Genomic DNA, 26,500 nt, shown 5'->3' on the forward strand with positions numbered 1-26,500 from the left:
GATCAGGCGTCCAGGGGACGCCAGGCGGGCCCGGCGCCGTCCCGGCGGACCCGTCCGAACACCACGTCCGCGAAGTGGATGCCGAAGCCGATGGTGTCCGGCTCCTCCAGTTCGGCGACCAGACGGCGGCGGTGCTCGGCGGCCAGGACGGGGTCGTGGTCCACGGCCGCGGACCACTCCGGGTGGTCGACCTGGATCGGCGAGTGCAGGGCGTCGCCGAAGGCGATCAGCCGCTGCCCGCCGGAGGTGATGACGTACTCGGCGTGCCCGGCCGTGTGGCCCGCGCTGATCCGCATCCGCACACCGGGGAAGACCTCCTGGCCGTCCGTCACCGTGCGGACGCGCGGCGCCAGTCCGGCGACCTCCTCGGCCATGCCGTGTGCCGCCAGCAGGTCGCGCTGGGCCCACTCCGGCTCGGCCACCAGGTAGTCGGCGTGGGCGAAGACGGGCAGGTCGCCGCCCGGGACGGGGTGCCACGCCCAGCCGAGGTGGTCGGGGTGCAGATGGGTGAAGGCCACCGCCTCGACCTCCTCCGGGGCGCGGCCCAGCTCGGCCAGGCCGGCCGGCAGCGCGCCCCCGCGGATCGCGCCGCGCGGGGTGCCCGGGTCGGGCGGCAGCGAGAGCGGCCCGAACCCCGCGTCGATCAGCAGGGCGCGGTCTGCGCTCTCCACCAGCAGGCCGCCCAGGCTCGCCACCAGGCTGCCGGAGTCGTCCAGGTACTCCGGGTGGGCGGCCCACACCTCGTCGGTGGTGTCCGGGAGCCAGCCGCGCGGCGGGAGCTGAACGACCCCGTCCGGCACGAAGGACACTCTCAGGTCGCCCAGTTGCACCGAGCGGATGCCCGCCGCCCGCCGCAACCGCTCGCCCCGGTCGACCGCGAAATCCGTCATGGTCCTCTCCTTCTTCGCTTCCCCGGCATCGGATGCCGCCGCGGCTCTCGGCGACGACAGCGCAACCATAAGCATCAAGTCAGAAACATTCAAGCTCGCAATATGTAGGCTTGATGGGCTTGGTAGGATGAATCCCATGACGACGTCCCCGGAGCCGCGGGCCACCGCCGAGCGAGAGCTGTGCGGTCTGGTGAACGGACTCGCCCAGCAGATCGCCGACCATGTGCGCGAACGCGCCGTCACCCTGGGCCTCACAGCACCCCAGGCCACCGCGCTGCGGGAGCTGACCGGGCCGATGACCATGCGCGACCTCGCCGAACGGATGAGCTGCGAGCCCTCCAACGCCACCTTCGTCATCGACAAGCTGGAGAAGCGGGGTCTGGTCGAACGCCGCCCCCACCCCACCGACCGCCGCGCCAAGCACCTGGTCCTCACCGCGGACGGCACCGCCCTGCGCGAACGGCTCCTCGAACTCCTCACCCGGGACTCACCCCTGGCCGCCCTCACCCCGCAGCAGCAGCGCGCCCTCCAGGACCTGCTGGAACAGGCCGTCACCCGCCCCTGAGCCGCCCGCTCGCATGGGGCGACGCCGACGTGACGGTCGGAAGAGGAGCCCGCCGCGTGCTCCCGCGGAGCGTCCGACGCCGATGAGGAGTGCGACTCGTCCGCCCCTCGACGAGTCGGCCACGAGCCGATCCCGGGGACGGGACGGGTCCCGAGGGGACTGGGCTAGTCCTGGGGACTGTCAGTCCGGGGCAGGCAGACGACCGCGCGTACGCGGCTACCCGTCCGTGTCCTCCTGCCCCGGTGCACCGGTTCGTTCCCATCGAAGGGGAGATGATCGTGGCGAGGATCTCGCGAACGCTCCTACCGCTGGTGGCCCTGCTCGTGGCCCTCCTGGGCCTACCGGGCACCGCCTCGGCGGCCTCGGCGGCACCGATCGCCTACAACACCAAGACCCAGTGGCTGACCGCCGACCCCGACAGCAGCCTGCCGCAATCCTGCGTCCAACGTCGCATCACGCTGGCCTCCGGCCACTACGACTGGGGGATCATAGGGGCCGCCGAGCGCCCGGACCTCTACCTCGGTGCGGGCGGGTACACCTGGAAGGACTGCCTCACCCCGGAGGACGGCTACTACATCCAGCAGTCGTCACTGGACCCCGACAACCCCGCCTGGCAGACGATCTTCCTCACCGACTACTGGTTCCTGGCCGACTCGCAGACCATGCAGTGGGGCTCCTACCTCGACCCCCACTTCTGACGGACACCGCCTCGACCCCGCTCCGGTCGGGGCATCGCGGTTGTGCCGGGACATCCCGGCGCAACCGCGGGACGCCTCATGCGCACAAGAGCGACGCGAACGGCGCCCGAGCAGGTGACAGAGGACGCCGTGCGACGGCGGTACGCAACCCCCGGCGGCACGGAACCCCCCGTACCGGCGAGAGCGGCACGGCGGCACCACCGCCACCCGCCGGAGTCAGAAGGCGACCCCGCAGCGCAGGAGCACATTCGCGTACGGCGTGGCCTCACCGGTGCGCACCACCAGCCGGGCCTGCCGGCTGAGGTCCTTCAGCGCCTCGTGGGAGACGAGTCGCAGCCCGCCGTCGAGCGCGCCGAAGCGTTCCCGCAGCAGCCCCGCCACCCGCGGGTTGGCCGTGTCCACCTCGCGCGCCGCCGTGGCACCCTCCACCACCAGTTCCTCCAGCATCCCCGCGAGCACCTCGGCGAAGGTGGGCACCCCGCTGCGGAAGGCCATGTCCGCCACGGCGGGCCCGGGTGGGATCGGCATGCCGGCGTCGCAGACCAGCACCAGGTCGCCGTGGCCGAGCGCCGCCGTCGCCCCGGCCAGTTGACGGTTCAGGATCCCGCTGCGCTTCACGGCCGCGGCACCTCCTCGATCGTCGGGAAGGAGTCCTGCGCGCCGGAGCGGGTGACGGCCGCGGCGCCGACGCGGACCGCGAACCGCACCGCGTCGGCGAGGGTGTCGCCGCGGGCCAGCCGCCAGGCAAGGGCGCCGGTGAAGGCGTCGCCCGCGCCGGTGGTGTCCACCACCCGCACCGGCACCCCCGGCACCCGCACGGTGCCCGAGGCGTCGGCGGCCACCGCGCCGTCCGCGCCGAGCGTCACCACCACCGAGCGCGGCCCGCGCGCCAGCAGCGCCGCGCACCACCGCTCGGGATCGTCCGCGGCCTCGCGGTCCTCCGCGGCGAGCAGCGTCCGCGCCTCGTGCTCGTTGACCACCAGCGGGTCGCAGACGGCGAGCACCGCCTCGGGCAGCGGCGCGGGCGGCGAGGGGTTGAGCACCACCCGGGTCCCGGGGCCCGCCGCCCGCACCGCCTCCGCGACCGCGGCGAGCGGGATCTCCAGTTGCAGGCACACCACCCGGGCCGACGCGATCAGCCCGGCCGCGGCCCGCACCTCGGCCGGGGACAGCAACGCGTTGGCGCCGGGCGACACCACGATGCTGTTGTCCCCCTCGGGACCGACCACGATCAGCGCCACACCCGTCGGCGCCCCGCCGCTCAGCACCGCACCGGTGTCCACCCCCGCCGCCCGGACCGCCCCCAGCAGCATCCGGCCGTGGGCGTCGTCACCGACCCGGCCCAGCAGGGCCACCCGGGCACCGAGCCGGGCCGCGGCCACCGCCTGGTTGGCGCCCTTCCCGCCGGCGTGGACGGCCAGATCCGACCCGAGCACGGTCTCTCCCGCTCCCGGGCGCCGCTCCACCCCGACCACCAGATCCGCGTTGGCCGAGCCGACGACCACCACGTCGTGGACGGACTCCATCGAAACTCCCTCTGTTCGTGCCGGCCGTTGCGCGCCCCGCCGGGGCCCGTGCACCGCCCGGGCCGGTGCCGGGCCGCTCTGCGCGGCACCGGCCCGGGCGGCGGCTCACTTGGCGAACTGCGCCACGTTCTCGCTGGTCACCACCTTCACCGGCACGTTGACCACGCTGTCCACCTTCTCGCCCTTGGCGGCCTTGACGGCGTTCTCGACGGCGAGCTTGCCGAGCAGTGACGGCTGCTGGGCGACGGTGGCGGACAGGGTGCCGTTCTTGATGGCGGTGAGCCCGTCACCGGTGCCGTCGAAGCCGACCACCTTCACGCTCTTGCCGGCCTTGGCGCCGAGCGCCTTGACGGCGCCGAGCGCCATCTCGTCGTTCTCGGCGAACACGCCCTTGATGCCGGGGTGTGCCTGGAGCAGGTTGCTCATGACGTCCATGCCCTGGGTCCGGTCGAAGTTGGCCGGCTGCTCGGCGACGACCTTGATGCCGGGGTAGGCCTTGATGCCCTCGGCGAAGCCGGCCCCGCGGTCGCGGGCGGCCGAGGTGCCGGGCTGGCCCTGGAGGACCACGATCTCGCCCTTGCCGCCGAGCAGTTCGGCGAGTGCCTTGGCGCCCAGCTTGCCGCCCGCGACGTTGTCGGAGGCGACGGTGGTCGCGGTCTTGGCGTTGTTGACGCCGCGGTCGACCGCCACGGCCGGGATCTTGGCGTTGTTGGCGCCCTTGACCGCGGGGCCCGCCGCATCCGAGTCCACCGGGTTGATGATGATCGCCTTGTCGTTCTGGCTGATGAAGTTCTGGATCTGGTTCGCCTGCTGGGAGGCGTCGTTCTGGGCGTCGGTGACCGTCAGGGAGACCTTCTGGGCCTTGGCCTCCTGCTGGGCGCCCGCTCTGACGGCGACGAAGAACGGGTTGTTGAGGGTGGACAGCGACATGCCGATCTTCATGTCGGAGGAGCTGGCCGAGCTGGAGCCGCAGGCGGTCAGGGTGAGAGCGAGCGTCGCGGCGGCGGCAGCGGCGATCGGGAGCCTGGTGTTGCGCATGGCGGGGGTCCTTCCGGACGGGGGTTGTGCGGGGAATCGCCGCAGGGGGACATCGGAGGGAAGGCAGGAGTGGGGGCGGCGCGGGTCAGGTCCGGCGGCGCACCGTGTCGAAGAGCACGGCCAGCGCGATGACGGCGCCGATCACCACCTGCTGCCAGAAGGCGGACACCGACAGCAGGTTGAGCCCGTTGCGCAGCACCGCGAGGATCAGCGCGCCGATGAGCGTGCCGGACGCCTTGCCGACGCCGCCGGAGAGGCTGGCGCCGCCGATGACCACGGAGGCGATGGCGTCCAGCTCGTACCCGTCGGCCGCCTGCGGCTGCGAGGAGGCGAGGCGGGAGGCGAGCACGATGCCCGCGACCGCGGCGAAGCCGCCCGACAGGGCGTAGATGACCAGTTTCTGCCGCTTGACGCGGATACCGGACAGGCGGGCGGCCTCCTCGTTGCCGCCGATGGCGTACATCGCGCGGCCCCAGTAGGTGCGGGCCAGCACCACGGCGGCGATCAGGCCCATCACCACCATCACCAGCACGGGGACGGGCAGCCACCCGCCGAGGGTGTCGCCGAGGTGGGAGACGGAGGACGGGAAGGCGATCGGACTGCCGTTGGAGATCACCAGCGCCAGGCCCCGGCCGACCGACAGCATGGCGAGGGTGGCGATGAACGCGGGCAGCCTGCCGTAGGCGATCAGCGCGCCGCTGACCAGCCCGCACCCCACACCGGTGGCGAGCGCCAGCAGCACCGCCAGCCACACCGGAAGGCCCTGGTTGCTCGCCGACCAGGCGAGCACGGTCGCGGAGAGGGCGGCCACCGAGCCCACCGACAGGTCGATGCCCGCCGAGATGATGACGAAGGTGACACCGAAGGCGAGGATGGCGACGACGGCCGCCTGCACGCCGACGTTGAGCAGGTTCTGGGTGGACAGGAAGTCGGGGGACAGCAGCGACATCGCCACCAGCAGCGCCACCAGGGCGGTCAGCGCGCCGTTGTCCAGCAGCAGGCGACCGGCCTGTGCCGCGGCGGCGGTGCGGCTGCCCTGCCTGCTCGGTCCAGGGCTGCGCTTGAGCAGGTCAGTGGCCACGGGAACCCTCCAGATCCTTCACTGCGAGCGCCATCACGGCGTCCTGTGTCGCTTCGGCCGCCGACAGCTCGCCGGCGATCCTGCCCTGCGCCATCACCAGCACCCGGTCGCTCATCCCGAGCACCTCGGGCAGGTCGCTGGAGATCATCAGCACCGCGTGCCCGGCCGCGGTGAGCGCGTTGACCAGTTGGTAGATCTCGACCTTGGCGCCCACGTCGACGCCGCGGGTGGGCTCGTCGAGGATCAGCACGCGGGTGTCGGCGAGCAGCCATTTGCCGATGACGACCTTCTGCTGGTTGCCGCCGGACAGGGTGCGGGTCTGCTGGGACAGGCCGGCCATCCGCACGCCGAGCCGCTCGGCGATCCGGGCCGCGGCACGGCGCTGGGCGGCGCGGTCCACGAATCCGGCGCGGGTGGCCCGGCGCAGCGTCACCAGGCCGAGGTTCTCCTGCACCGATGCGCCGAGCACCAGGCCCTGGCCCTTGCGGTCCTCCGGGACCAGGCCGAGCCTGGCGTCCATCGCCGCGCCCACATCGCCCCCGGGCAGCCGCCTGCCGCACACCTCGACGGTGCCGGAGTCGTAGGGGTCGGCGCCGAACACGGCCCTGGCGACCTCGGTGCGGCCCGCGCCGACGAGTCCGGCGAGCCCGACCACCTCGCCCGCCCGCACCTCGAAGCAGATGTCCTCGAACACGCCCCCGCGGGTGAGCCCCCGCACGCGCAGCAGCGGCGCCGCGTCCGCCGCTCCCGCGGTGGCGCGCTCACGCGGGTACTGCTGGGCGATGCTGCGGCCGACCATCAGCCGCACCAGCTCGTCCCGGCCGGTCGAGGCGGGGACCTGGGTGACGCTGCGGCCGTCGCGGAGCACGGTGACCCGGTCGCCGATCTCCGCGATCTCCTCCAGGTGGTGGGTGATGAAGACGACGCCCACGCCGTCGTCGCGCAGCCGCCGCACGATGCGGAACAGCCGGTCCACCTCCTCGGTGGTGAGCACGGCGGTCGGCTCGTCCATGATCAGCACCCGGGCGCGCAGGCTCAGCGCCTTCGCGATCTCCACCATCTGGAGCCGGGCGATGCCGAGCTCCCGCACCCGGGCGCGCGGGTGGACGTCGAGGCCGACCCGGTCCAGCAGGCCGGCCGCGTCCCTCTCCATGCGGCGCCGGTCCAGCAGGCCGAACCGGCGCGGCTGGCGGCCGAGGAAGACGTTCTCGGCGACGGTGAGGTCGGGCACCAGGTTGAACTCCTGGTGGATGGTGGCGATGCCGAGCCGCTCCGCGTCCTGCGCTCCGCGCACCCGCACCTGGTGGCCGTCCAGCAGGATCCGGCCCGCGTCGGGGCGGTGGGCGCCGGACAGGATCTTGATCAGGGTGCTCTTGCCGGCGCCGTTCTCGCCGAGCAGCACATGGACCTCGCCGGCCCGCAGGTCGAAGTCGACCCGGTCGAGCGCGAGCACGCCCGGGAACTCCTTGCGGATCCCCGTCACGCGCAGCAGTTCGGGGCGGTGGTCGGCGCTCACCGGGCGCTCCCTTCGGGCGCGCCGCACGAGCGGCGCACCACCAGACGGGCGGACAGGGTGACGGAGAGGGCGTCCCGGCCCTCCACCAGGTCCACGAGCGACCGCACCGCCGCCTTGCCGAGCGCCTGGGTGGGCTGGGCGATCGCGGTGATCGGCGGGTCGGTGTGGACGAACCACGGGATGTCGTCGAACGCGACCAGTGCCACGTCGTCGGGCACCCGCAGTCCGCGCGCCCGGATCTCGTCCATGGCGCCGAGAGCCATCAGGTTGTCGGTCGCGAAGACGACTTCCGGCGGCCGGGGCAGGTCGAGGAAGGCGGCGGTGGCGCGGCGGCCGCTCGCGGCCTGGAAGTCGCCCTGGCCGGTGTACTCCGGGGGCAGGTCGAGGCCGAAGTCGCCCAGGGCGGCGCGGAAGGCGCGGACGCGCTCGCGTCCAGTGGCGGTCTCGGCGGGCCCGGCGATGACCGCGAGCCTGCGGTGGCCGAGCCCGTGCAGGTGCGCCACCAGGTCCCGGACGGCGGAGCGGCCGTCGGCGCGGACCACGGGGACCTCGACGCCCTCCAGCCAGCGGTCCACGAACACCAGCGGGGTGCCGGAGTGCACCGCCTCGAACATCAGCGGGGAACCGCCCTCGGTGGGGCTGACCAGCAGGCCGTCGATGCGGCGCTCCAGCAGGCTGCGCACATGGTGGTCCTGGATGGCGGGGCGCTCGTCGGCGTTGCCGATGACGACGCTGTAGCCCAGCGCGCGGGCCTCGTCCTCCACGGAGCGGGCCAGCTCGGTGAAGAACGGGTTGAGCACGTCGCTGATGACCAGGCCCAGCGTCCTGGTCTCGTCCGTGCGGAGCCAGCGGGCGACGGCGTTGGGCCGGTATCCCAGTTCGTCCATGGCGGCCCGGACGCGCGTACGCGTGGCGGGCCGCACCGAGGGATGGCCGTTGAGGACGCGGGAGACGGTGGCCACGGAGACCCTCGCCCGAGAGGCGACGTCCTTGATGCTCGCCATCAGTACAACTCCCTGTCCGAAAACCGTCCCTCCGGGCAGGCGTGAACAGAGCACGCCAAAACTGGGAGGAATCGATGCAGAAACCGCAAGGAAACGATTACAAGCGGCTATTGGAATCGGTTACATGGGCGGCGTCAAGAGGGTGCAGTGGGAGGTTGGCATGGCCGAAACCTTGCCATTACCAACTCTTGGTCCAAGGTGGGGCTGCGGAAGGCGGGTGTTGCCCGCGGTGCTGCCGAGACGGGGAGTCCGGCAGGCCGCGGGACGGACCGGAGACCGCCGACCCCGGATCACGGCCGTCCCGGCGCCCGGCGGCCCGGTCCGGCGCCGGATCGGGCAGCCGGGGAGAAACGGGGCACTCCCGCACGTTGGGGTGGACGGATCGCCGCCGCCCGCCGACGGCACCGGAAGGAGAGACCGATGTCCACGACCCCGCTTCGGACACCTCCTACGCCAACGACTCAGCGGCAGGCCGGCCGGCCGTGGCTGCGGGTCTTCCTCACCGGCCTCCCGCTGTGGCTGCTGGCCGTCGTCGTCACCTTCTGGACGGGCAACCCCAACCTCGTCCCCACCCTCGTCCTGCTCGGCAGCTTCCTCGTCCCGGTCACCTTCGTGGTCTGGGCCTTCGAACGCCGCGACACCGGCGAACTCACCCCCACCCTCGTCTTCAGCACCTTCCTCACCGGCGGCGTCCTGGGCGTGCTCGCCGCGTCCGTCCTCGAGGCATACCTCCTGCACCCCTCCTCCGGTCTCTTCATCGGCGTCGGCCTGATCGAGGAGGCCGTCAAGCTCCTCACCCTCGCCTTCCTCACCCGCCACCTCGCGCGAAGGACCGTCCGCGACGGCATGATCCTCGGCGCCGCCGTCGGCTTCGGCTTCGCCGCCTTCGAGTCGGCCGGCTACGCCTTCACCGCCCTGTTCACCGTCCAGGGCCTGTCGCTGACGCAACTGGTGCAGACCGAGATCCTGCGCGGACTGCTCTCCCCGGTCGGGCACGGGCTGTGGACGGCCATCCTCGGCGGCGTCCTGTTCTCCTCGAGCCGGCGCGGCCACTTCCGGTTCACCCGGCGCCTGGCCCTCGCCTACCTGGGCGTGTCCGCCCTGCACGCCCTGTGGGACTCCATGCACACCGTCGCCCTGGTCGTCACCCTCCTGCTCACGGGCGACGGCCGGCAGCTCGACCTGCTCACCCACGGCTGGCTGCCCCGCCCCACCACGGCCCAGATCGACCTCTTCACCGCCGTGTCCTGGCTCGGACTCGCCGTCGTCGGCGCGGTCGGCCTCGCCTGGCTGACCACCCTGTGGCGCCGCCACCGCCCCGCCCCCGCCCCGCCGGCGAACCCGCGCCTCCCGCTCCCGCCGCGGCCGGAGTCGCTGACCCCGCTCAGTTGACGATCTCCCGCCGGCGGAGGGCACGGCCACCCGTGGAGGATCAGGCGGTGCCGTCCTCCGAGCGGCCGATGCCCGTGACGGCGACGGCGAACACGGCGACGAGCGCCAGTGCCGCGGCGGGGCCGAGGACCGTCCAGGGCGCCAGTTCGGCGTACGCCTGGTTCTCGGCGAGCAACCGCCCCCACTCGGGTGTGGGCGGCTGCTCGCCCAGGCCGAGGAAGCCCAGCGAGGTCAGGACGAGCACCACCGTGGGGAAGCGCAGCAGGGCGTTGCGGAGCAGCGCCGGGGCGAGCGCGGGCAGCAGATGGCGGCGCATCAGGTGCAGCTTGCCCGCGCCCAGCGCGATCGACGCGGTGATGTGCCCGCTCGCCCGCTCCTGTTCCAGCAGGGCCGCGGTCTGGGCGGCGTACGGGCTCCAGCCGACCAGGCACACCGCGAGCGCCGCGCCGCCGGTGGACGGGCCGTGGACGGCGGTGACCAGCAGCCCGGCCAGCACGGCGGGCAGCGTCGAGACCACGTCCGCCAGCCCGGCGCTCACCCGGGGGAGCATGCCGAGCGCCAGCCCGGTGAGCGCGCTGACCGCCGTCACCGCGCACGCCACGGCGGCGGTGCGCAGCGCCCCGTGGCCGATCCTGGCCAGCAGGTCGCGGCCCAGCGCGTCCGTCCCCAGGGGGTGCGCGGCGGACGGCGCGAGCAGCCGGGCCGTGGTGTCGACGTGCAGGGGGTCGCGCAGCATCCCCGCGGTGACGAGCACCACGAGCGCGATGCCGCAGGCCCAGGCGGTGTACCGGAGCGACCGGCGCCGCGGGAGGGCGGGGCGGTGCAGGGTGGGCAGGGCCCCGCCGCGCAGCGCGGGCCCGAGCAGGGCCAGCCGCAGGGCCCGCACGAGGAGCCCCGCGGCGGTGCCGATCAGGACGAGGGCGAGGGTGCCGGTCTGGAGGAGGGGCAGGTCCTGGGCGACCGCGGCGTCCAGGACGAGCCGGCCGAGCCCCGGGATGTTGAAGATCTTCTCGACGGCGACGGCACCGCCGACCAGCCCGACCACGGTGGGCAGGAACTGCGGCAGCACACCCGGCAGGGTGCGGCGCAGCGCGTGCCGGGCGGAGTGCCCCGGCGGGAAGCCGAGCGCGTGCCAGGTCCGCGCCCACGGCTCGTTGAAGGCGGCGGGCAGCGACTGGTCGAGCAGCCCGCCGATCAGCGCGCCGGACGGCAGCCCCATGGCGAGCGCCGGCAGCACCATCGACGCGGGACCGTCCCAGCCGCTGGACGGGAGCCAGTCCAGCCACACTCCGCACACGGTGGCCAGCACCGACGCGAGCAGGTACTTCGGCGACGCGGCGAGGACGGCGGCGCCGACGCCGGCCTGCCCGTGCCGCAGGCGCCGCCGGGAGCCCAGGCGCAGGGTGCGGGCGCAGACGAGCCCGGCGGTGGCCGCGGTGACCAGGAGCGTGCCGGCCAGCAGGGTGAGCGAGACGCCCAGGGCGGTGGTGACCTGCGGCAGCACGGGCTCGCCCGACACCCACGAGCGGCCCGCGTCCCCGCGCGCCAGCCCGCTCAGCCAGCGTCCGAGGAGGACGAGCGGCCCGTCCGCCAGGCCCAGTTGCTCCCGTACGGCGGCCAGCGCCCGCGGTGTGGGCGCCTGCTCGCCGGAGCGCGCCCGCAGCACGGTCAGCGCCGGATCGGTGCGGGACAGCCAGGGCAGCAGCGCCACCGTCGCCAGCAGCACGGCCCCGGCGAGCAGACGGCCGGCCCCGGTCCGCCACCCGGCGAGGCGGCGCGCCGGGGTGCGGCCGGTGGATGCGGTGCTCACCTGCGGTCGCTTCCGCCGGGGCTAGCGGCGGTGGGTGGAGAGGTCGATCAGGGAGCGCTCGCGCGGGTCGAGGAGCACCCCTTCGACGCCGTCCGCGATGCCCTGCACGACCTGCTCGTGGACCAGCGGGACGACGGCGTCGGTGCGCAGGATCTCCGCCTCCGCCCGCATGACCTTCTGCCGCCGCCGGTCGGTGTCGCTCTCCTCCGCGGCGGCCCTGACGGCCTTGTCGACGGCCGCGTCCCGCAGCCGGGCGATGTTGTAGACGCCGTCGCCGGTGTAGTCGCTGGCGAGGTAGGCCACCGCGTCACCGGTGTCGAGCAGCGTCACCCGGGAGAAGACGAGCGCGTCGTACTTGCCGGCGAGGAGGTCGGCCTCCATCTGGGTGTACTCGCGGACGTCCTGCTTCACCGCGAACCCGGCCTTCTCCAACTGCTGCTGGAGCACGGTGGCGGCCTCCGGGAGCTCACTGCGGTTGGTGTAGGTGGCCAGGCGCAGCGTCCTGCCCTTGGTCCTCGCCTTCACCTGGGCGGTGGTGGCGGCCTCAGGGCGGCCGGTCACCTGGACGCGGTCGCCGGCCGCCCAGGGGACGGCCGGGCCGAACAGGCCCTGCGCGGGGTCGGCGTAGCCGCCGAAGACGGAGTCGACGAGCGCGGAGCCGTCCACGGCCTCGCGAGCGGCGGCGCGCAGCGCCGGGTCGGTGAAGACGCCGCCGCCGGTGTTGAGGATCAGGCTGTCGGTGCGCACGGACGGCACCTCGTGGCGGGTGCTCCTGGCGAGCAGCGCCGCCTGGGCGGTGGGTATCCACTCGGCGATGTCCTGGTCGCCGGCCCGCAGCGCGTTGGCGCGGGCGGTGCCGTCGGCCATCCAGGTGACGTCGATGCCGGACGCCTTGGCCTTGCCGCCCCAGTAGCCGTCGAACCGGTCGAGAGTGGCCTTCGTCTTGCCGTTCAGCCTGGTGATCTCGAAGGGCCCGGTACCGGTGCCGACCGGGCTGACGGTGCCGTCCTTCCGGTACGCCTTGGCGGACAGCACCGCCAGGGCCGGGCTGGCCAGGCGCAGCGGCAGCACCGGGTCGGCGGTACCGGTGGTGATGGTGACCGTGTCCGCGTCGGCGGCCTTCACGGTCAGCGTCACATCGCTCAGCACGCGCGGCTTGGGCTCGGCGGCGTTCGCGTGGCCGAGGGCGGACACGACGGAGTCCGCGGTGAGTTCGGTGCCGTCCTGGAAGGACGCCTTGCGCAGCTCGAACGTCCAGGTGGTGTCGTTCACCCGGGTCCACGACGTGGCCAGCGCGGGCTCGGCGGTGCCGTCCTCGCCGAGCGCGGTCAGCCCCTCGGCGACGGAGAGCTTGCTCAGCACCGTGGCGTCGTTGCTGTACGGGGAGAGGGCCTGGACCGGCGGCACGGCGAGAGCCACCCGCAGGCGCCCGTCCGCCCCGCCGGAGCCGGAGCCGGTGCTGTCTCCGGCCGAGAAGCAGCCGGCAAGCAGGGGACAGAGTGCGAGCACTGCGATGAGGCCGCGGGCGGTGGTGCGCATGGTGGGGTCCTGTCGTACGGGCGCGAGCGAGCCTTGACATGCCCGGGGCGGCACGAAGGCGGCGTCAGCATATAAGGCAACCCTTACTGAACCCCCATCGGGGTGGGTGCCGGGAGGTGTGCGCCCGGGGTGGGCGGTCTTGATGAAGCGTCAAAACAAAGGCCAGAGCCGCCACTTGGGGGGTGGTCGGTGCGGAGGGCGGCATTCGGCGCCCGGGCCGCCTCGTCCTGGCGTGCAGCGCCCTCCGGGTGACCTCCGCACCACCACCCCCGCCGGTCAGCGGCTGTCGTGGAGCCGTTCCATCACGCCTTCGGTGATGCCCGCGCCCGTCTCCTCGAAATCCCAGTCGCCCGCGGTGCTCCGAACTCGGTTGGTGACCCAGAAGACGAACCCCGAACCGTTCGGCTCGCGGGCGATCTCGGCGTACGAGAGGTCGTTGCCGCCGTTGTGCCAGAGGATCCCCGAACCGTCCGGGGCGGTGACCACCCAGCCGTACGCGTAGTACGTCTCGTCGGGCGCCTCGCGCACACGGGGCTCGAACAGCTCGCGTTTCGCGGCGGGGTCCAGGACGCGGTCGCCGTCGAGCGCGAGGTGCCAGCGGTACATGTCGCGCGCCGTCGAGAGCATGCCGCCGTTGCCGCGCAGGTTCCAGTACGGGCCGTCGTCGGCCCACGGGTGGTCGAGGGGCGTGCCCCGGGGATCGCCTGCCGCGGAGTACTCGACGGCGATCTCGCCGTCGTCCCAGTCCGGGAGGACGTAGCCGGTGAGACGCATGCCGGCGGGCCGGAACAGGTGCTCGGCGAGGTAGCTCTCGTAGTCCTCGCCGGACACCTCCTCGACGATGGCGGCGAGCAGGCTGTAGCCGACGTTCGAGTAGCGGTACTCCTCGCCCGGCGCGGCCAGGAGATCGGAGGCCAGCGCCTCGTCGAGAAACTCGGCGCGGGACAGCGGTTCGTAGTCGTCCCCCAGGCTGTCGAGCAGGCCCGAGGTGTGGGTCAGCAGGTGCCCGACCGTGATGCCCCGCTTGTCACCGGGGACGCCGCGCAGGTGCTCGCCGATCGTGTCGGACGTCCTCAACCGGCCCTGCGCCTGGAGTTTGACGACCGCGGCGGCCGTGAACTGCTTGGTGACCGACCCGATGTCGTAGACCGTGTCGCAACCCGCGTCGACGTCGCCCTCGCGGTCGCTCGCCCCCCAGCCGCGGCAGACCTCCAGCTCGCCGCCGCGCGCCGCGATCAGGGTGCCGCTGGATCCTCGGGGCAGTTCGCCGTCGAGGAACTCCTCGATCGCGCCGCGCCCGCCACCGCCGGACCCGCAGCCGACGGCGAACCAGGCCACCAGCACGAGCACCGAGGTCACCGCGGTCACCGGTCGGCGTCGTGCGGCCGCTCTCATCCCAGAGAACATCGCCAACCCGCCTCCCGGCCCCCGAGCGGCCGCGTCGGACGGCATTCCCAGCCGTCGCGTTCGTGCTGGGCGACGATCCGCGCGGTGTCGCCGCAGGCGTGTCCGGTGCACGCGTACCGCTCCACCTCCACCCGCGTCTGCCCGCCGACGGCCGGCAGGACGGCGGCGGCGATCACGCCGGCGGAGAGAGCGACGACCACCGCGCGGCGACGGCCCGACGACGACGCGATCCGCTCCGCGGCGCCGCCCCGCACGAGCGACACGGCCTCGCGCGCGACCCCGTGGGAGGCGGCGAGATCGAGCGCGAGGTCCCGCAGCACCACGCCGTCGGCTCTCCTGCGGTCACGGGGATAGGCGAGCAGGCACCACTCCAGCACCCGGCTCCTCACGCCGGCCCCAGGCGTCCGCGCGAGGCGAGCCGCCGGTCCACGGCCGCCGCCGTGGCCCGCAGCCGCGCCACCTCGGCCTCCAGGGCGGCCTCACCCGCGGCCGTCAGCCGGTAGTAGCGCCGCCGTCGCCCGTCGACCACCCGGTCCCCGGTGTGCTCGACCAGCTCGTCCTGGCCCAGCCGGGTCAGGGCCCCGTACAACGTGCCGGCGGTGAGCCGGACCCGTCCCCCGGAGAGCGCCTCGACCTCACGGGCGATCCCGTACCCGTGACCCTCCCCGCCGACGAGGGCCGCCAGGATGAACAGCATCTGTTCACTCATGACACGCGACGATACATCGCGCCCCGATGCATCGCGAGCCGTTGTACAAGTCCGCCCGCGCACAGGGCGGGAGGCCCCACCCGACGTCGCCTGCCCCCTGGTTGGGCCCAGGGCCGCGCGGCCTCGGCCTCAGCAGCGCAGCCGAGGGCTGAGGCCGTCGAGTTCCGGGACGCGGTCGCGGTAGGTGTCGGCGGCGAACCCGAGGAACGCGTCGACGTCGGCCTGGTTGGAGGGCAGGCCGGTGGAGACGCGGACGGCGCCGCCGGAGGGCATGCCCAGGCCGGCCAGATAGTCGTCCACGGTCCCGGTGGCGGTGGGCCGCAGGCCACTCAGCGCCGACGGGTCGAGGGTGAAGACCGCCTCGCCGGCGCCCGGGTTGCAGAAGCAGCCGGTGCGTAACGAGATGCCGCGGGCGGCGCTGTCACGGCCGACGGCGCGCTCGTCGACGACCCGGCCCCGCGGGTCGAGGAAGTTGAAACTGACGGTCCCGCCGCGCATGTCCGTGCCGAGGGGGCCGTACACGCGGGCCATGGGCTCGCCGTTGGAGTGCGTCAGGGCACGCAGGCCGTCGAGGAGGCGGCGGGTCAGACCGGCGACGTGGTCGTGGACGGCGTCGACGCCGACCGAGCCGACCCAGTCCAGGCCCACCTCGACGTCCGGGATGGACAGGAAGTCCAGCGTGCCGTCCTCGAAGGCGGTCTCGTCGTCGGCCAGGCGGTGCCACCCGCCCGCCGCGCTGGCGACCTGGATCGTCCCACCGGAGAACCAGGGGCGCCGCAGCCGGCGGAGGGCTTCGCGGCGGGCCACGAGCGCCCCGATGCCGGTGGGGTAACCGAAGACCTTGTACCAGCTCACCGCGACGAAGTCGGGCCGCACCGCACCCAGGTCCAGCCGGTTCGCGGGCACGAACGCCGCGGCGTCGAGCAGCACGTCCCAGCCCAGGGCCCGGGCGCGCCCGATCCACTCCAGCGGGTGCTGCACCCCGGTGAAGTTGCTCTGCGCGGGAAACGCGAACAGTCCGCCGTCGCCGCGCCCGGTGGCGAGGGCGTGCCCGACCGCGTCGCCGGTGGTCCTCAGCTCCGGCCCGTCCAGCGGCACATAGGTGGTGCCGGCCCCGCGCGACCTGGCGTACTCGCGCAGGCCGTTGACGGAGTTGTGGTTGTCCGCGGTGAGCACCAGGCCGCTGCGCCCGGTGAACGGGTACGCCTCCCCGACCAGGCGCACGGCCCCGGTGGCGTTGGGAGTGAAGACGACGGCGTACTCGTCCGGGTCGGCGTTCAGATACCGCAGCACGGCTCGCCTGGCGCTGGCCACCAGGGCGTCCGAGGCCGCCGCCGCGGGGCTCTCCGAGTGCGGGTTGCCGAAGGCGGTGCGGGTTATTCGTTCGGCGTGGGCGCGCAGTTGGCGTCTGGCGGGCAGTCCGGCGCCGGTGTGGTCCAGGTAGACGTGCGCGTTCTCGTCCAGGTAGCCGTACTCGGTGGTGCGCAGTGCGGCCATCGCGGCAGAGTCGGGCATGTGCCCACGGTAACTGCCCCGCACCCGCGAATGGAGGAGGCCGGGCGCCGCCGCCCACCCGCGGCCCGCGCCGAGTACGCGAGCGGCCCGGTCATGCGGGCTCGCTCCGGGGTGCGGGCAGGCGGGGCGGTGCGGGGTCGGTGGCGGGGGCGGCGCCGTAGCGGCGGCAGCGCCGGGCGTAGGCGGTCATGGCCTGCCACAGGTCCCGGCGGTCCACATCGGGCCACAGGGTGTCGGTGAAGTGCAGCTCGGCGTAGGCCGTGTGCCAGGGCAGGAAGTTGGACAGCCGGTGCTCGCCACCGGTGCGCCACAGCAGGTCCACGTCCGGCAGCGCGGGGTAGGGCAGATGGCGGGCGAGGTCGCGCGGGGACAGGCGGGCCGGGTCGAGATCGCCGGCGAGCGCGGAGTGCGCGATGGCCCCGGCGGCGCGGGTGAGCTCGGTGCGGCCGCCGTAGTTCAGACAGACGTTGAGGGTGAGGCCGCGGCGGCCGCGGGTGGCGTGCTCGGCCATGTCCACGGCCCGGACCTGCTGCACCGACAGGCCCTGCTCGTCGCCGATCCAGCGCAGTCGCACGTCGTGGCCGCGCAGACGGTCGTCGTGCACCTGCTGCTCGGTCAGCCGCACCAGGCGGTGGATCTCCTCCGGGGGGCGCCGCCAGTTCTCGGTGGAGAACGCGTAGACGGTCAGGTGCGGCAGCCCGGCTTCCAGGGCTCCGAACACCACCTCGAGCAGCGCCTCCGCGCCCGCCCGGTGCCCTTCGTCGCGCCGCAGGCCGCGCGCGGCGGCCCACCGCCCGTTGCCGTCCATGATGATCGCGACATGCCGCGGCGCGGCCCCCGGCGGCAGGTCCGGGGGCCGGGCGCCGCTGGGGTGCGGCGGGACGGGGCGCGGCGGCGCGGACGCCGGCCGGACCGGCCGGACCGGCGGGGCCGGCGGGGCCGGGGCGGCGACGACCGGGGGAGCGTCCGGCACCCGCACCAGGTGCCACAGCAGTGCGGTCCGGGCACGGGCCGGGCCGAGCACCCGCCGCCGGGTCACCGGACCGGGACGGGACGGACGGTGCAGCACCGCCTTCCCGGCGCGGTCCACCGCGTCGAGCCGGGCCAGGAACAAGGCGACGACAGCGTCCAGCAGTATCTCCGCCGCCGGGTGCAGGCGCGGCGCCAGCTCGCCGGGGCCGGCCCGCAGCCACCGCCGCGCCCGCTCCAGCAGATGGGCGAGCAGGTCCCGCACGGCGGGCGTCCAGCGCCGGGCCGCCAGACCGGCCTCGGCGCCCGGGTGGGCGTCGAGCACCTCGGCGGGCAGGACCACCGTGCCGCGGTCCAGGTCGTGGGCCAGATCGGCGAGCGTGTCGGTGAGATACAGACCGTCGAGGAACCGGGGAAAGCCGGCCAACTGCCCCAGCCGCACCGGGGAGGGCATGCCCGCGCGTTCCAGCAGGAGCAGCCCCTGCTCGAGCCAACTGGTGTTCTGGTCCTGGGCCCGCCTGCTCCACTCCTGCCACGTCCGCGGCCGCACCCCGGCCGCGTCCCTGGCCAGCGCCGCCCACGACAGCTCGAGCTCGGCCGGGTCGATCCCCCAGCGCAGCACCGTGTCCACCACCGCGCACCGCACCGGGTCCCCGCTCGCCCCCGCCTCGACCTCCGCCCGCAGCGCACCCGTCCACACCGCCAGCCGCGCGGCTCGCTCCGCCGCCGTGCCCTCGCCGACATCGATCAGCTCGTCCGCCGTGTGGAACGCCGCATAGAGCGCCCAGCCCGCCGCCCGCAACGGCGGCGGCATCAATTGCATGAGCGCGAACTCCTCCGGGTGCGCCACCCGCACCAGCCGACGGCAGACGCGATAGGCGGCCCGAACCTCCGCCGGGGCGTCGCCGAATATGTCCGATGACACCGTCCCCCCTTGCGCCGATGGGTCTGTGGCCTGCGGACACTCCCTCTCCCGCGCTGAGAGGTTTCCCGCGGAAGGTGTTATCGAAATCGGAATTCTTTCATGTGATATGCATCTCGACAGGCTTGCCACACATCAAGCTGCCATGTGAAGATCGCGTACGCCTGTGCGAATATCGAATCACCAATCGAACGTCAATTCCCAATTGGGTCAGGGCTGCACCGCTTCTTGTCGCGCCGGCGGCGGACCGGATGCCGAACGGCTCCAAGCGCTCCACGCCGCCCGGGCTCACGCTTCCCAGGTGGTGCGCTGTGCCGGGAGCACCGCCATCCGGACCGTCGGTGACTGACGCCCACCAGACGATTGCAGGTTCCGCGAAGGTTCCCCCCAGGTCCGCCGTGCAGAGTCGTTGTCGTCCGACATCCACCTTCCGCCGACACTCGGCGTGTCGGCGGTAAGGATCACAGGGGGAAGAATGAAACAGCTCAAGCGGTCGGCGATGGTGGTCGGCGGGCTCGCGCTCGCCCTCGGCATGACGGCGCAGGGCACCGCCCAGGCGGCCACCGGCACCGGCTACACCAGCCCCAGCTCCTACGGGTACGCGAAGTTCAACTCCTCCACGAGGGAGCTGATCGTCCAGGACACCCGCGCGGACGGACGCAGGGTCGTGGCCTACGTGTGGAACGAGGACCTGGACGGGCGCCAGATCGTGTCGGGCGAGGACGCCAACGGCGCCAACGGCACTCCCGGCCACGGCACGGCGTGGGGCGCGTACGAGCCGGGCGACCGCCTGTCGATCGAGGTGTGCAGGCGTGACGGCGCCTCCGGCTTCCTCACCGACTGCGGAATCGCGTACATGACCGCCTGACCCAAGCGGTGCGCGGCGGGAACCGCCGGCCGACAGGGTGCCCCGCCGCGCACTGTCCGGGCCGTGGCCCCCGACGGCGGTGGCAACAACTGGGGCCTCACCATCCGGGGCAACGGCTCCCGGACCTGGCCGGCGGTCTCCCGCGCCGCGAGCCGACCCGAGCGCCGCCTGCCGGGTCTCGGTACAGGGACCGGCGTCAGCCCCCCGGGCCCGCCGGGTCCGGCCGGTCCTGGGCGGCGCCGGTCCGGGCGGTGTCGCGGTGCTCCCGGGGCGAGACGCCGTACGCGGCGCGGAAGGCGCGGCTGAAGTGGGCGGGGGCGGCGAACCCCCAGCGGGCGGCGACGGCCTGGATGGAGCGGCCGCGCAGCGCGGGGTCGGCGAGGTCGTTGCGGCAGCGCTCCAGGCGTCGGTGGCGGATCCAGGCGGCCACGGTGCGGTCGTGCTCGGGGAACAGCCGGTGCAGGTGGCGGGTGGAGATGCCGTGAGCGGCGGCGATGGCCTCGGGGGTGAGACCGGGGTCGCCCAGGTGCTGGTCGATGAAGACGTGGACGCGCAGCCACAGGGTGCGCCTGTGCGCTTCGGCGGTGGCGCCGTCCTCGGCCTCCAGATGCCGGGCGAGGGTGGCGGTGACCAGGTCGGTGGTGATCGACGCCAGGCTCCGCGCCGTGGTCGGGGCGAGTTCGTGGGCGCGGGAGTGCAGGTCGGTCAGCCAGCCGCGGAGCACGCCGGCCATCCCTCCGTGCCCCGGGATCGACACGCCGAGCAGACGCCGCACCGCCGTGTCGGGCAGCGGCACCAGGACGCGGGGCAGGCGGGCGATGATCCACGACCAGTCGCCCGCGGGGGTGTGCAGTTCCGCGGCCATGGGACGGCTGCTGTCCACGACGACGAACTGCCCCGCCCGGATCTCGGCCTCCCGCCCGGCCTGGGCATGGCGGCCCCTGCCCGACAGCAGGCAGAGCACGTTGTACACCTCCGGGTCGCCCTGCCGCACCAGCCTGGAGGTGCGCACCACCCGCAGATGCGGATTGGCCAGCCCGGAGATCTGCACGTCCCCCAGGGACAGCAGGCGCATCCGCGCGCGGAAGTCGTCCCGGTCCGCGCTGCTCCGCCCGTGGGGCATGTGGGATCTGTCGGCGAGCTCCTTGTACGCCCCGAACCGCTCCGCCGGGACCACGGCCTCCGAATCGAACTCCGTCACCAACACGCCGAGTCCTCGCCCCCCGCTGACTCCTACAGCCTTCGAACATGGCACGCGGGGCGGGACACAGTCCAGCGGACCTTCGGCCAGTTCACGGGTGCGGAGGCCGAATCCGGCAGCGGTCCCCGGATCCGCTGGGGCGGAGGCCCGGCCCGGGACGCCTCTCCGCACAGGGGCCGGGTCACGGTGCGGGCCGACCGGGCGCGTGCCCGGCGCCCGTGACAGGGCCGGCGTGCGGGCGAAACGACTCCGGCTCCCTTTCCGACGATGTCGGGAAGGGAGCCGGATCTTCGTAGCGGGGGCGGGATTCGAACCACGCGACCTCTGGGTTATGAGCCCAGCGAGCTACCGAGCTGCTCCACCCCGCGTCGGTGTTCCCAGCATACGCCACCCGCAAGGCTCGGGTTGGGATTTCCCGCAGCCGGCGCCGTGGCCCCGCGAGACGCCACCTCCTGGGCTGCCCTTCGGGCTGCCGCCGCCGTGCCGCCCACGCCCGGCCGGGCCGTACGTCCGCGCCCGTGGCCGCCCCGCGTCGCCCGTCCGCACTGCGGGCCCGCCTGTCAGCCGGCCGAGCCCGGGGCATCACGGCCCGTCAGGAACCGCGGGTCATCGCGAAGGGACCCTCGAAGAGCGCCCCTGACCGGCCGTGGAGCGGGTCCGGTGCCGTCAGCCCAAGTCCGGCGGTGTCCATTCGGCATGCCGCAGGATGGTGCGGACCGTCGCGCGGGAGGGGGCCAGCCGGAGAGTGGTGTTGCGCACGGCGACGGCCAGCGGGTGGGTCAGTTGTTGACCCATCCGGCCGGCCTGACGGGCGGCGCGTGCGACGGACTGGCTGCGCGGGCGGCGCTCGGCGTCGTAACGGGCCAGCGCCGATTCGACGGTGGGCTCGGCGGCGAGTGCCGCGGCCAGCACGACCGCGTCCTCCAGTGCCTGGCAGGCGCCCTGGCCGAGGTTCGGGGTCATGGCGTGTGCCGCGTCACCGAGCAGCGCGACCCGGCCCGCGGTGAAGGAGGGCAAGGGCGTCACCAGTTCGTGGATGTCGTGGTGGAGGACGGCGTCGGACCGGGTGGCGCCCAGCAGCTCGGGGATCGGATCGTGCCAGTCGCCGAAGCGGCGGCGCATCGCGGCGAGGGCGTCCGCGTGCCCCACCCCTGGCGGTGAGTTGAGCACCGCGTGCCACTCCGCCCGGCCGTCGGCGAACGCGATGTGGCCGAACTCGGCGCCCTTCCCCCAGGTCAGCTCGAAGTCGGTGGCCAACTCCACCGGGCGCTCGGTGATGGCGCGCAACACGGTCGACCCGCTGTAGGCCGGGCCGGGGTGCCGAGGGAACAGACGGGCGCGCAGCCGGCTGCCCACTCCGTCGGCGGCCACGACCAGATCCGCCTCGAGGGTGGCGTTCCCGAGCGGCAGCCGGACCCGGCTGGGGTCGGAGCGGTCGACGGACGTCACCTCGGCCCCGACCACCAGGCACTCGGACGGCAGTGCCGCGCGCAGCAGGTGGTGCAGCACGGCCCGGGGGATACCGACGATCGGCGTGCCCAGCTCGCGCTCGAGAGCGGTCCCGTCCATCCGGGCCAGCCAGGCGCCACCAGGGACACGGGTCCCTCCGGTGTACTGCGGCCGCGCCGCCGCGCGCACCGCCTCGCCGACGCCGAGGACGTCCAGGGCAAGGACGCCGCTGGCGTGCAGGGAGATGCCCGCACCCACGTCGGCGAGGACGGGGGCGCGTTCGGCGACCGTCACCTCCCAGCCGATCAGACGCAGACCGATCGCGGCGGCCAGCCCGCCGATGCCTCCGCCCACCACCACCGCGCTGCCACCCATACGGCCCTCCCTCGCCCGCCCCGCCCTGTTCCTTCTACAGGTGTAGAAGGAGAGTACCCCGCTCCTCTACAGGTGTAGAAAAGGGGGATGCCCACAGACCGACGCACCGTCCTCGCCGACGCGGCCATCGGCGTGCTCGCCGAGGCCGGAATCCGGGGACTGACCCATCGCGCCGTGGACCGGGCGGCAGACCTGCCACCCGGCACCACGTCCGCCTACTACCGCACCCGCCAGGCGCTGCTCACCGCACTGGTGCGGCGCCTCGTCGCTCTTGACCAGGCGGAACTCCAGGCGGTTGGGGATCAGGCGCCGGTGCCGCGGAGTGCCGAGGAACTGGTGGCCGGGATCGCCGCCTTCGTCGAGCGACGGCTCACGGGGGAGGGGCGGCGACGCTCCCTGGCGCGCTACGCGTGCGCCATCGAGAGTGTGCGCCACCCCGAGCTGCGGGAGATCCTCGTGCCGCGCCGGAACGCGGCCCGACAAGCCGTGCGCGACTTCCTGGCCGCGCAAGGCGTCGCGGACGCCGAGGACCGTACCGTCACGCTGCTCACCTGTGTGGACGGACTGGTCTTCGACCGCCTGGTGGGGGGCGGAACCGTGTCGGACCAGGAGATCCGCGGGCTGGTGGCTGCGGCGCTCCGATAGCCCACACCGGTTTCGCCCACGACGTGACGGGCGGCGGGGTGCCGGTCCTTGGAGCCGGGCGGGCGTCCGGGGCCGGGACGGCTGGGCTCGGGCGTGTGGGCCGGGCAGGCCGGGTGAGCGCAGGAGTGCCGGACCGGCGGGTCCCCCGGACGTCGCGGCCGGCCCGGTCGGCCGCGGCGTCCGGGGGGATCGCTCAGTGCGGGTCTTCCCGCGGGCCTTGGCGGTCCTGCCCCGCGGGTCGGGGCAGGACCGCCAGCGCGGTGTCGGCGATGCCCCGCAGGGTCTGCGGGTCCAGTCCGGCTTTGCCCACCGCCTCGACGCCGCGGAGCACCGCCAGCAGGAGCGCCGCCAGCCGCTCCGGGTCCGCGTCGCCGTCGATGTCGCCGTTGCGCTGAGCGGCGGCGATCTCCGTGCGCAGCAGCTTCAGCAGTGCCGTCACGGTCTCGGCGGCCCGGCCGGCGACCGTCGGGTCGTGCTGGGCCAGCTCGGCCGTTCCCTTGGCCAGCAGGCACCCGCGGCGCTCGGTGTCGGCGGCGGTGGCCGCCGTGACGAACCGCACGTACGCGGACAGCCGGGCGAAGGCCTCCTCGTCCGGGCCGCCGGCCAGTCGCTGCTCGGCCAGCTCGACGATCGCGGTGCACCACTCGTCGAACACCCGGTGGAACAGGGCGCCCTTGTCGCCGAAGGCGCCGTAGAGGCTGCCCTTGCCGAGGCCGGTCGCCTCGGCGATCTCGTCCATCCGCGTGCCCGCGTAACCGGTCGCCCAGAACCGCTCCCGGGCCAGCTCGAGGACGCGGCGTTCGTCGAATTTGCGTGGTCGCGGCACGGTGCCAGCCTATCGTTCTTGACTCGATCGTCCATAACTGAAAGGGTTCTGGACGATCGATTCCATAATTGGAGAGGGCCTCGCCATGTCAGGTGTACTGCGGGAAAAGGTGGCAGTGATCACGGGAGGGACCAGCGGGATCGGGCTGGCCATCGCCCACCGCTTCGCCCGGGAAGGCGCGCGGGTCTTCCTGACCGGCCGCGACACGGACCGCCTGGAAGCGGCGGTGCGGGAGATCGGCCCTGCGGCCACCGGCGTACGGGCCGACCTCACGGCGCTGCCCGATCTGGACGCGCTCTACGCCCGGGTGCGCGAGCAGGCCGGGCGCATCGACGTGCTGGTGGCCAACGCCGGACTCGTCGCGGACGCCACGCTCGGCGCACACACCGAGGAGAACGTCGACCTGACCCTGGCCGTCAACGTCAAGGGCACCCTCTTCACGGTCCAAAAGGCCCTGCCGCTGCTCTCGGCGGGCGCCTCGGTCGTGGTCATCGGCTCGTGCAACAGCGTGCGCCCCGCCGAGGGACTCGAGGTCTACAGCGCGTCCAAGGCGGCGGTGCGCAACCTGGTGCAGAACTGGGCCCGCCAGTCACGGGAGCGCCGCTTCCGGGTCAACGTGCTCAGCCCGGGGCCCACGAGGACACCCGCCCTGATGGCGGCGGCGGGGCCGAACGTCGAGCGGCTCGTCGATGCCAACGTGCCCCTGGGCCGGCTGGCCGAACCCGAGGAGATCGCCGCGGCGGCCCTGTTCCTGGCCTCCGACGCCGCCTCGTTCATCACCGGCGCCGAACTGCTCGCCGACGGCGGCTACGCGCAGATCTGAGCCACTCCCTACAGGGCCCGGGGCGCCGCCGCCCCGCGCGGCACCGGTTACGGCACTCGCGCGGCGCGCGGCGTCACGGGCTCCCCGCACCGGACCGCTGGGGGCAGGGCCGGCCCGTGCGCATGTTGCCGGTGGCGCCGGTGATCACGGAGTCGAGCCGCTCGCGGACATCGGCCAGTTCGGCGATGCGGCCGTCGATGCGGTCGCGTTCCACGGCCAGCCGGGCGAGCAGTTTGGGGGTGGCCCGGCCGTCCACGACGCACGGCATGAGTTCGACGATCGCCCTGCTCGACAGGCCGGCGGCGTAGAGCCGCCGGACCAGCAGGACCCGCTCGACCGCGCTGTCCGGATAGTGCCGCTGCCCGCTGGCGCTGCGTTCCGGGGCGAGCAGCCTCTGCTCCTCGTAGTACCGCAGGGCCCGGACGCTGACACCCGTCCTGGCGGCGAGCTCACCGATGCGCATCGTGTCCCCTCCCGTGCCGCGGGACCACGCGCCTTGCCCCTGACGTCGACGTCAGGTTTTAGCGTAACGCGTGCCGGCCGCCACCCGGCCCGCGGACACCGGCCCCGCCCCGCCCGTACCCGGCCCGTATCCGCCCCTCCCGGGGCGGCGACACCGCGGGACGGCGGCAGGTGCGCGGCGCCTGCCCGGTCGGCGCACGGCGGTGCGGCGCGGCCCCGGCGCCACCCGGCGCACCCGCGGGCCGGCACTCGCCACCCACGACCCGAAGGGAAAACACCCCCTCATGACCACCTCGGACACGCCGACGGCCCTCATCACCGCGCCCGCCCCCGCCCCGGTCGTCTCGGTCAAGCCGGTCGTGCTGCCCGCACCCGGGCGCGGCGCCGACCTGCGGGTGCGCGTGTCCGCGCCGTTGACCGGGCGCGCCCTGCCGGTCGTGCTCCTCGCGCACGGCTTCGGCTCGTCCCTGGACGGCTACGGCCCGCTGGCCGACCACTGGGCCGCCCACGGCCTCGCCGTCATCCAGCCCACCCACCTCGACTCCAGGACACTCGGCCTTCCCGCGGACGACCCGCGCCGGCCCCACCTGTGGCGGCTGCGCGTCGAGGACATGAAGCGCGTCCTCGACAACCTCGACGTCCTGGCAGCGGCCCTCCCCGGCCTGGCCGGGCGCCTGGACCCGGACCGCGTCGCCGCGGCCGGGCACTCCTTCGGCGGCCAGACGGCCGGCATCCTGCTGGGCCTGCGCGTCCGCGACCCGCGGACCGGGGAGGCCGAGGACCTGTCCGACCCGCGCGTCACGGCGGGCGTGCTGCTCGCCACGGCAGGCGCCGGCGGAGACCACCTGACCCCGTTCGCAGCCGAGAACCTCCCCTGGCTGAGGAGCCCGGACTTCTCGCACATGACCGCCCCGGCCCTCGTGGTCGCGGGCGACGCGGACGACCTCCCGCTGACCGTCCGGGGCGCGGACTGGACCACCGACCCCTACACCCTCAGCCCCGGCGACAAGAGCCTGCTCACCCTGTACGGGGCGGAGCACTTCCTCGGCGGCGTCTCCGGCCACGGGGCCGCGGAGACCACGGATGAGAACCCCGCCCGCGTCGCCCTGGTCCAGCAGGTCACCCTCGCCTATCTGCGCCACGCACTCGGCGTCGACAGCTCCGGCTGGACGGCGGCCCGGAAGGCGCTCTCCGACAACCCCCACCCGCTGGGGCGGCTGGATTCCAAGTGACGAAGCAACAGGACACCGCACCACCACGTCACCCGCCG

Annotated in this window: 23 protein-coding genes, 1 tRNA gene and 1 pseudogene; 7 read left to right on the forward strand and 18 right to left on the reverse strand. The window is 74.1% G+C overall.

Going from position 1 to position 26,500, the window contains the following annotated elements; genetic code table 11:
* Positions 1–2: 2 nt before the first annotated feature.
* On the reverse strand, positions 3–890 hold the full coding sequence (locus ACYVO2_RS10050) for an MBL fold metallo-hydrolase (protein ID WP_461007312.1): 888 nt from the start codon (positions 888–890) through the stop codon (positions 3–5).
* Positions 891–1,026: 136 nt separating this feature from the next.
* Here ACYVO2_RS10050 and ACYVO2_RS10055 point away from each other — a divergent pair, with 136 nt between their 5' ends.
* Entirely contained in the window at positions 1,027–1,455 is a 429-nt protein-coding gene (locus ACYVO2_RS10055) for a MarR family winged helix-turn-helix transcriptional regulator (protein ID WP_461007313.1), read from the forward strand.
* A gap of 278 nt (positions 1,456–1,733) precedes the next feature.
* On the forward strand, positions 1,734–2,153 hold the full coding sequence (locus ACYVO2_RS10060) for a hypothetical protein (RefSeq protein WP_461007314.1): 420 nt from the start codon (positions 1,734–1,736) through the stop codon (positions 2,151–2,153).
* 216 nt (positions 2,154–2,369) lie between these two features.
* Here ACYVO2_RS10060 and rbsD read toward each other — a convergent pair whose 3' ends face one another.
* The 5 genes and pseudogenes from rbsD to ACYVO2_RS10085 form a co-directional block, all read right to left on the reverse strand.
* Positions 2,370–2,771: a D-ribose pyranase gene (rbsD, locus tag ACYVO2_RS10065; RefSeq protein ID WP_461007315.1), complete on the reverse strand. Its 402-nt coding sequence runs from the start codon at positions 2,769–2,771 to the stop codon at positions 2,370–2,372.
* A complete protein-coding gene (gene rbsK, locus ACYVO2_RS10070) occupies positions 2,768–3,679 on the reverse strand; it encodes a ribokinase (protein ID WP_461007316.1) in 912 nt (303 codons plus the stop codon). Before rbsK ends, rbsD begins: the two co-directional genes overlap by 4 nt.
* A 105-nt stretch (positions 3,680–3,784) precedes the next feature.
* A pseudogene (locus tag ACYVO2_RS10075) lies at positions 3,785–5,798 on the reverse strand (ABC transporter permease/substrate-binding protein).
* On the reverse strand, positions 5,788–7,314 hold the full coding sequence (locus ACYVO2_RS10080; protein WP_461007317.1) for a sugar ABC transporter ATP-binding protein: 1,527 nt from the start codon (positions 7,312–7,314) through the stop codon (positions 5,788–5,790). Before ACYVO2_RS10080 ends, ACYVO2_RS10075 begins: the two are co-directional and overlap by 11 nt.
* On the reverse strand, positions 7,311–8,318 hold the full coding sequence (locus ACYVO2_RS10085) for a LacI family DNA-binding transcriptional regulator (RefSeq protein WP_461007318.1): 1,008 nt from the start codon (positions 8,316–8,318) through the stop codon (positions 7,311–7,313). Before ACYVO2_RS10085 ends, ACYVO2_RS10080 begins: the two co-directional genes overlap by 4 nt.
* 420 nt (positions 8,319–8,738) lie before the next feature.
* Between ACYVO2_RS10085 and ACYVO2_RS10090 the strand changes: the two genes are divergently transcribed.
* The gene (locus ACYVO2_RS10090) at positions 8,739–9,710 is read left to right on the forward strand and encodes a PrsW family intramembrane metalloprotease (protein WP_461007319.1); all 972 of its coding nucleotides are present in this window, start codon (positions 8,739–8,741) and stop codon (positions 9,708–9,710) included.
* Between the two features lie 40 nt (positions 9,711–9,750).
* On the opposite strand, the gene ACYVO2_RS10095 is transcribed toward ACYVO2_RS10090, so the two are convergent.
* The 7 genes from ACYVO2_RS10095 to uppS all read right to left on the reverse strand — a co-directional run bounded on the left by ACYVO2_RS10095 (position 9,751) and on the right by uppS (position 18,482).
* Positions 9,751–11,520, reverse strand: coding sequence for an ABC transporter permease subunit (locus ACYVO2_RS10095; RefSeq protein ID WP_461007320.1), 1,770 nt, complete (start codon positions 11,518–11,520; stop codon positions 9,751–9,753).
* A gap of 21 nt (positions 11,521–11,541) precedes the next feature.
* The gene (locus ACYVO2_RS10100) at positions 11,542–13,059 is read right to left on the reverse strand and encodes an ABC transporter substrate-binding protein (RefSeq protein WP_461007321.1); all 1,518 of its coding nucleotides are present in this window, start codon (positions 13,057–13,059) and stop codon (positions 11,542–11,544) included.
* A gap of 276 nt (positions 13,060–13,335) precedes the next feature.
* Positions 13,336–14,427 carry a serine hydrolase domain-containing protein gene (locus ACYVO2_RS10105; RefSeq protein ID WP_461007322.1) on the reverse strand — a complete coding sequence of 364 codons (1,092 nt, stop codon included), beginning with the start codon at positions 14,425–14,427 and terminating at the stop codon, positions 13,336–13,338.
* Positions 14,428–14,450: 23 nt separating this feature from the next.
* Positions 14,451–14,789 carry a hypothetical protein gene (locus tag ACYVO2_RS10110; protein WP_461007323.1) on the reverse strand — a complete coding sequence of 113 codons (339 nt, stop codon included), beginning with the start codon at positions 14,787–14,789 and terminating at the stop codon, positions 14,451–14,453.
* Positions 14,790–14,851: 62 nt separating this feature from the next.
* Positions 14,852–15,175 carry a PadR family transcriptional regulator gene (locus ACYVO2_RS10115; protein ID WP_461007324.1) on the reverse strand — a complete coding sequence of 108 codons (324 nt, stop codon included), beginning with the start codon at positions 15,173–15,175 and terminating at the stop codon, positions 14,852–14,854.
* Positions 15,176–15,304: 129 nt separating this feature from the next.
* Entirely contained in the window at positions 15,305–16,690 is a 1,386-nt protein-coding gene (locus ACYVO2_RS10120) for an aminotransferase class V-fold PLP-dependent enzyme (RefSeq protein WP_461007325.1), read from the reverse strand.
* A gap of 91 nt (positions 16,691–16,781) precedes the next feature.
* Positions 16,782–18,482 carry a polyprenyl diphosphate synthase gene (gene uppS / locus ACYVO2_RS10125; protein ID WP_461007409.1) on the reverse strand — a complete coding sequence of 567 codons (1,701 nt, stop codon included), beginning with the start codon at positions 18,480–18,482 and terminating at the stop codon, positions 16,782–16,784.
* 574 nt (positions 18,483–19,056) lie between these two features.
* Here uppS and ACYVO2_RS10130 point away from each other — a divergent pair.
* Positions 19,057–19,449 (forward strand): hypothetical protein, encoded by a 393-nt coding sequence (locus ACYVO2_RS10130; RefSeq protein WP_461007326.1) that lies wholly within the window; start codon positions 19,057–19,059, stop codon positions 19,447–19,449.
* Between the two features lie 196 nt (positions 19,450–19,645).
* Here the strand turns inward: ACYVO2_RS10130 and ACYVO2_RS10135 are convergent, their stop codons facing one another.
* The 3 genes from ACYVO2_RS10135 to ACYVO2_RS10145 all read right to left on the reverse strand — a co-directional run bounded on the left by ACYVO2_RS10135 (position 19,646) and on the right by ACYVO2_RS10145 (position 22,474).
* Positions 19,646–20,650, reverse strand: coding sequence for an AraC-like ligand-binding domain-containing protein (locus ACYVO2_RS10135; RefSeq protein WP_461007327.1), 1,005 nt, complete (start codon positions 20,648–20,650; stop codon positions 19,646–19,648).
* 293 nt (positions 20,651–20,943) lie between these two features.
* Positions 20,944–21,018 (reverse strand) — tRNA-Met (locus ACYVO2_RS10140).
* Positions 21,019–21,316: 298 nt separating this feature from the next.
* Positions 21,317–22,474, reverse strand: a complete 1,158-nt coding sequence (locus ACYVO2_RS10145; protein WP_461007328.1) for an FAD-dependent monooxygenase — start codon at positions 22,472–22,474, stop codon at positions 21,317–21,319.
* 87 nt (positions 22,475–22,561) lie between these two features.
* On the opposite strand from ACYVO2_RS10145, the gene ACYVO2_RS10150 reads away from it, so the two are divergent.
* Complete coding sequence (locus ACYVO2_RS10150) at positions 22,562–23,119, forward strand: TetR/AcrR family transcriptional regulator (protein WP_461007329.1); 558 nt, start codon at positions 22,562–22,564, stop codon at positions 23,117–23,119.
* 193 nt (positions 23,120–23,312) lie between these two features.
* Here the strand turns inward: ACYVO2_RS10150 and ACYVO2_RS10155 are convergent, their stop codons facing one another.
* Positions 23,313–23,945 carry a TetR/AcrR family transcriptional regulator gene (locus ACYVO2_RS10155; protein WP_461007330.1) on the reverse strand — a complete coding sequence of 211 codons (633 nt, stop codon included), beginning with the start codon at positions 23,943–23,945 and terminating at the stop codon, positions 23,313–23,315.
* 85 nt (positions 23,946–24,030) lie between these two features.
* On the opposite strand from ACYVO2_RS10155, the gene ACYVO2_RS10160 reads away from it, so the two are divergent.
* The gene (locus ACYVO2_RS10160; protein ID WP_461007331.1) at positions 24,031–24,768 is read left to right on the forward strand and encodes an SDR family NAD(P)-dependent oxidoreductase; all 738 of its coding nucleotides are present in this window, start codon (positions 24,031–24,033) and stop codon (positions 24,766–24,768) included.
* 73 nt (positions 24,769–24,841) lie between these two features.
* Here ACYVO2_RS10160 and ACYVO2_RS10165 read toward each other — a convergent pair whose 3' ends face one another.
* The gene (locus tag ACYVO2_RS10165) at positions 24,842–25,231 is read right to left on the reverse strand and encodes a MerR family transcriptional regulator (RefSeq protein ID WP_461007332.1); all 390 of its coding nucleotides are present in this window, start codon (positions 25,229–25,231) and stop codon (positions 24,842–24,844) included.
* Between the two features lie 283 nt (positions 25,232–25,514).
* Here ACYVO2_RS10165 and ACYVO2_RS10170 point away from each other — a divergent pair, with 283 nt between their 5' ends.
* Positions 25,515–26,462, forward strand: coding sequence for an alpha/beta hydrolase family protein (locus ACYVO2_RS10170; RefSeq protein WP_461007333.1), 948 nt, complete (start codon positions 25,515–25,517; stop codon positions 26,460–26,462).
* Positions 26,463–26,500 lie beyond the last annotated feature (38 nt).

The organism is Streptomyces capparidis (assembly GCF_054782095.1).